General features: G+C 40.5%; 1 protein-coding gene. It reads right to left on the bottom strand.

Annotated features, from left to right (window positions below):
* Positions 1-97: 97 nt before the first annotated feature.
* Positions 98-1,057: a glycoside hydrolase family 11 protein gene (locus ACYVTD_RS13510; RefSeq protein ID WP_461248256.1), complete on the bottom strand. Its 960-nt coding sequence runs from the start codon at positions 1,055-1,057 to the stop codon at positions 98-100.
* Between the last annotated feature and the right edge of the window lie 89 nt (positions 1,058-1,146).

Raw genomic sequence — 1,146 nt, 5'->3', positions numbered from 1 at the left:
CGGCATTAAAATTTTATCAGAATGAAACGGTATGCCGTTTACATGGAAAACGTCCGTAGGGGGCGTTAAAATTAAATTGGAGGTAGGTTATGAAAAATCAATTAAAAAAGTTACGTGTGATTCTGTTTGCAAAGTATTGGCTAAATGAAACTTTGTCGTCATTTGCATACAGAACAACTCCGTTGAACGGAGACGAGCAGTTGCCGGTGTATTTACCGCTTTTGGTCATATTCTCGGCTTCAACTTTTGTCGTACCTGTAGAACCGCTTCCGTTACTTGAGCCGCTGTTTGAACTTTCGGAACTTGAACTGCTTCCGCCAATCGTAAGCGTATTGTTGGTTATTTTAGCGCTCCCGTTGCTCTGATAACCTTCAGCCGTAAGAGCTACTTCATAAAGCTTACCAAGTGTCATACCTTGTTTTTCCCATGCTTTAAAATGCTCAGTTACGGAGATTGTTCCGCTTGTGCGTTTTGACGTGCGGACAGACCAAAATTGTTTAAATGTTTTTGTTCCTTCAATCGAAGGCTGATTAGTTCTTGTCGTTTCATAAAGCTCATAAGTTCCGCCGTCTATTGTGGCAGTTCCCTTCGCCGTTCCAGTCGGTTTGTATGTTCCATAGCTTTCTACAATGTAATATTCAACTAACGGATCTTTTGACCAACCATATACGCACAGATAAGAATTTCCGCCGGGTGTAAATTGAGCGTCGTACTTTATTGAGATATTACCGATTTGGGAATGTGTTTTTGTTGAATCAAATTTTTTGCCTTTTCTGCATAAAACATTGCCTATGTTACTCCAACTGCAGCTAAAATTACCGCCGTTTTCCAGAGTCATACTGACATTGCCGTAATCTCTCCAAAGCTCATAATTATAACCGTCGTGAACCCCCTGTTCGTTTTTGTTGCTGATTGTTACAGCCCTTGCGATACCGCTTCCGTTACTGTAAACAATTGTACCGTCATCAAATACATCACCGCAGCTAATGAACGCGAATCCTGTGAATAACAGCGTTGCAAACAGAATCACACGTAACTTTTTTAATTGATTTTTCATAACCTACCTCCAATTTAATTTTAACGCCCCCTACGGACGTTTTCCATGTAAACGGCATACCGTTTCATTCTGATAAAATTTTAATGCCG

The organism is Treponema sp. R6D11, from assembly GCF_054786075.1.
Note: the sequence above shows the minus strand (reverse complement) of the source record. Positions and strands in the feature narration are given on the sequence as shown.